Origin of the sequence: Streptomyces sp. YS-3 (genome assembly GCF_045257485.1) — a bacterium.
Lineage (GTDB): Bacteria > Actinomycetota > Actinomycetes > Streptomycetales > Streptomycetaceae > Streptomyces.
On sequence record NZ_JBJHPC010000582.1, the window covers coordinates 1 to 4,455 of the forward strand.

Below are 4,455 nucleotides of genomic sequence, written 5' to 3' on the forward strand. Positions count from 1 at the left end.
CCCAGCGCGCGTCGGGCCGGGCCGCGCCCCACTCGCCGCCCTCCCGGTCCGCGAGCCGCCGGGTGGACACGGTGGTCCCGGGCAGCCGGTAGGGGTCCACGGTCGGCCAGAACCAGTCCGTGTACTGGTCGTTGCCCTGCTCCCCGGGCCACCAGTAGAGCATTCCGGCACCGGTGTGCCAGCCGCGCGGGTTCTCGCCGTTGCCGCACTCGTAGTAAGAGATCCGGTCCGAGGCCATCGCGATGTTCGCGGTCCACGCGGGGCGGCGGTGGACGGCGCGGTCCATGGCGGCGAAGAGGGTGTGCCCGACCGGTTCGGGCGCGGCGGGCACGGGCCCGTCGACCACCGCCTGGAGCCGGGCGWGGTCGGCGACCCCGAACTGGCGGGCGGCGAGCAGCGGATGCGTGGGGTCCCGCCGCGCCCACCCCTTGATGAGCCCGTGCCACCGGTCCCGTTCCGCGGGCGAGGCGCCCCCGGCGAGGACGGCGACGGCGGCCATGAGCCCCTCCCCGTGGAAGTGGTCGCTCCGCATCACCTGCGTGTCGTCCGCGAGCAGATACCCCCGGCTCACGGCCCGTCCGTTGACGCTGTCCATGACCAGCCCGTTGTGGATGAGCGGCGCGTAGGCGTGCTCCACGCTGTCCAGGATGATCTGCCGGCGGGGGTCGGTGACCGCCCAGCTCGTCCCGGCGAGCAGCGTGAACAGGCGCCCGAGCCCGTCGAGCAGGACCTGTCCGTACGTACCCGAGTAGGCGATCGAGGTGTGCTGGACGAACGATCCGTCGGCGTGGAGGCCGTCGCCCTTGGTGACGTACGGGAAGACCGGCGAGAGGGCGTCGCGGGCCAGCGCGAGTTTGGCGGGGGCGCGGCCGATCGCCCCGCGCACGGCGACCGAGCGGCAGAGGTCGACGCGGTTGGCGCCGGTGGAGGTGCCCGAGTAGTCGGCGAGGACGGAGTCGGGCACGAAGTGGTCGACGGCGGCGCAGGCGGCCTGGACCCGCGCCTCGCCCACGTACGCGTAGAGCGCGTTGACGATGTCGGTGAGCAGCCGGGGGCTGCCGATCTGCCACTCCCACCAGTTGCCGTACCGCGTGGTGGACGGGTTGTAGACCTTCGCCCCCACATGGTCGAGACCGGCGAGGAGGTCGGCGAGCAGGGCGGTGTCGCCGGTGAGGCCGGTGGCGGGCTGGAGGAAGGCCTCGGCCATGGTCCACAGCCTGCTGTAGCTGCGGGTGATCCCGGCGGGCGGGTCGAAGGGGCTGTCCGGCCAGAGCCAGTGCTCGCCCGGGGCCATCGAGGCCCGGAATGCCCGGGCGCGGTCGCCGGTCTCCTTGAGCCGGGAGGCGTACGGCTCGGTGCCCGGGTCGAAGCCGGTGCCGAGCGAGAGGTCGCGCCAGCGCCCGCGCAGTACGGCGAACTCGTCGGCGGCGGACGCCTCGGGGGCGGCGGCCAGGGTGAGAGCGCTTGCTCCCACCACGGTCAGAAAGGTGCGTCGGGACGGCAGCAAGGACACAGGGGACTCCCGGAGGGAAGTGGTGCAGACCGCTGCCGTTGGTGTAGCACGGCACGCCCGGGGCACTCAATGCCCCGGACACACCGACCGGAAAGCGCTTACCTCCGTACGTTCCACACGACGGAGTCGCTCAGCCCGGCGACCAGCTGCGGATCGCGCACCGACGGGGTCCCGTCGGTGACGGTCACCTTCAGCTGGTGGGTGCGCCGGTCCCACGGGGAGAGGACGGCCTGCGCGACCCCGATCCAGGTGCGCCCCTCGAACCGGGTGAGCTCCCGCCCGTCCAGGTACCAGCGGATCCTCGGCTGCGCGGCGCCCACCAGCCGGGGCACGGTCACCCGCGCCTTGTCGTGGACGCGCAGGGTCCGCGTGGTCGGCACGGCGGCCGTGGCGATCGAGGCGTGCCGGTAGAACCCGGCGATCATCGCCTCGCGGCCGGGCAGGCTGAAGGGCTTGCCGAGGATGCGCATGATCGAGTTGTCGGTGGGCCGGGAGAGGCCCGTGACGTAGTAGCCGCCGCCCTCGTAGGCGCCCACGGTCCCGCCGTCCGGCGAGGTCTCGCCCAGCCACCGGTACCACTTGGTCCGCTGCGCGGCCATCTGCTCGGCGCTCAGCACGGAGATGTTGGACTCGGCGACCTCGGGCCCGGCGTAGTGCTCGTAGCCGGGGGTGCCCGGGTAGAAGTACTCGTCGGCGAGCTTGCCGAGCGAGTGCCCGGTCTCGTGGATGGCGACCTGCCCGGACTTGGCGTTGCCGGCCGACGCGGTGGAGATCCCCTCGTAACCGAGCTTCTGGCTGGGCTCGTTGTACCCGGCGCCGCCGTACTTCGTGCTGTTGGCGAGCACGATCACGAGGTCGGCCTGCGGGGCCTTGGCGACGTAGCCGTCCACCTTGTCCTGGTCGACGCAGAGCAGCCGCTCGATGCCGTCGCACCAGAAGTACGAACCCAGCGCCGTGTTCTTCACATCGCCCTTGGCGGGGTCGCCGGAGACACCGGACTGCGCCGAGACGGCGTCCACGGTCCACACGTTGAAGAGGTTGCGGTACGTGGTGTACGGCTCGACACCGGTCACCTCGCCCCACTTCTCCTTGGCGTCGGCGTGGAACTGGGCCATCTGGTCGACGGTGTACCCGTCCCCCACGATGACCACGTCGAGCCGGTCGGCGCTGGGCCCGTTGTCGACGAGCTCACCCACCTGCCCGTCGGCGTCCGCGGCCCGCGCGGAGAGCCGTTTGCCCGCACGCACGGCACCGGACGCCGGAACGCTCACATGCCCGGACCCGGCGACCGCGCCGCCCTCCGGGCCGGGTATCTCGACCTGCACGCGCGGCCGGGGCGCGGGGGCGTCGGCGGCCTCGGCGGGCACGGACAGAAGCGCGGCCACGACGGATCCGGTGAGCCCGGTCGCGGCTATGGTTCTGCGCAGAATGGCAGGGCGCATGAAATCCTCCCCCAGTGACGGAAGTTAAGCGTTCGGATAAATCTGTTGAACGGCTCGCTTAAGTTAGGGGGCGCACGGGGCATGCGCAATGCCCTGGGACGAGGGAGACGCGATGGACGAACCTGCCGTGATCGGCCGCCGGGTGCAGCGGCTGCGCGCCGAACGGGGACTCACCCAGCGACAGTTGGCCGAGCCCGCCTACACCCCGGCCTATGTGTCGACCCTGGAATCGGGCAGGGTCAGACCGTCCGAGGCGGCCATGCGCCACCTCGCCGAGCGCCTGGGCACCACCTACGAGGAGCTCGCCACCGGCCGCCCCGCGCACCTCGCCACCGAGCTGCGCCTGGGCCTCACGGACGCCCAGCGACTCCTGGCGACCGGCGAAGCGGACGAGGCGGCGGTGCACTACCGCCGCCTGCTGACCGAGGCCGAACTGCACGACCTGCTCCCCGAACAGGCCGAGGCCCTGCTGGGCCTGGGCGAGTGCGCCCTGGAGGCCGGCGAACTGCCCGACGCGATACGCCACTTCGAGGCGGCCGAGCGCCACCAGGCGGACGAGCCGCTGCCGCGCCGGGCACGCGCGATCCGGGGCCGGGCCATCGCGCACGTCCTGGCCGGGGAGCTGCGCTACGCCTGCTACCTGCTGGAGTCCACCATCGACGAGCTGGGCACCTCGGGCCTCAACGACCCGGAGTCCCTGGTCCTCCTCTACTCGGCGGTCATCGGCCCCTATCTGGACATGGGCGCCCAGGCCCGTGCCGCGCACGCCGCCGAGCTGGCCCTCGCCCTCGCCCCCGAGGTCCGCGACCCGGCCCTGGTGGCGGGCATGCACCGCCAGGTCGCCCGCACCTTCCTGGCCGAGGGGCGCACCGCCGACGCCGACGCCTCCCTCGCCAAGGCCCAGGCGGTCTACCGCCAGCTGCGGCTGCGCACCGATCTGGCGCACTGCCACTGGATGCGGGGATATGTCTACGCCCAGGGCGGGGAGCTGGACGCGGCCGAGCGGGAGCTGCGCACGGCCCGCGACATGCTGGCCGCCAAGCGGGCCGCGCTCTTCACCTGCCAGGTCGAGGTCGAACTCGCCGACGTACTGCGCCGCCTGGGCCGCCACGAGGAGGCGGCCTCGCTGCTCACCCCGCTCGTGGACCCCGCGCCGGAGCTGGGCGACCGGCACGGCGCGGTCCACGCGGGCGGTGCGCACCGCCTCCTCGGGCTGATCCACGAGGAGCGCGGCGACCTCGACGTGGCCGAGGAGCACTACGTCACCGCCCTCGGCCTGCTGGAGCGCAGCGGCGCCTCGGGCGACCTGGCGGACCTGTGCCGCCTCCTGGGCGATCTGCTGCGGCGTACGGGCCGGACGGAGGCGGCGCTCGACGCCTACCGGACGGGGCTGGGGCACCGGGCGGCACCGGGGACGACGACGCTGGGGCCGGCGCCCGCGCCGCCGCGGTATTAGGGCCCGCCGGAGGGGCGCCCCGCCCCGCCGGCGGGCCCTAATAC

General features: G+C 73.4%; 3 protein-coding genes. 1 reads left to right on the plus strand and 2 read right to left on the minus strand.

All coding sequences use genetic code 11. The features are described 5' to 3' along the window. Both ACJA3G_RS31145 and ACJA3G_RS31150 read right to left on the minus strand, forming a co-directional pair. Nucleotides 1–1,477, minus strand: a 1,477-nt coding sequence (locus ACJA3G_RS31145) for a polysaccharide lyase 8 family protein (protein ID WP_406556387.1), incomplete at its 3' end; no start/stop codon positions are given. A 134-nt stretch (nucleotides 1,478–1,611) separates the two neighbouring features. Continuing rightward, nucleotides 1,612–2,955: a M64 family metallopeptidase gene (locus ACJA3G_RS31150; RefSeq protein WP_406556388.1), complete on the minus strand. Its 1,344-nt coding sequence runs from the start codon at nucleotides 2,953–2,955 to the stop codon at nucleotides 1,612–1,614. Between the two features lie 112 nt (nucleotides 2,956–3,067). Between ACJA3G_RS31150 and ACJA3G_RS31155 the strand changes: the two genes are divergently transcribed. Further along, a complete protein-coding gene (locus ACJA3G_RS31155) occupies nucleotides 3,068–4,411 on the plus strand; it encodes a tetratricopeptide repeat protein (RefSeq protein WP_406556389.1) in 1,344 nt (447 codons plus the stop codon). The last annotated feature ends 44 nt before the right edge of the window (nucleotides 4,412–4,455 follow it).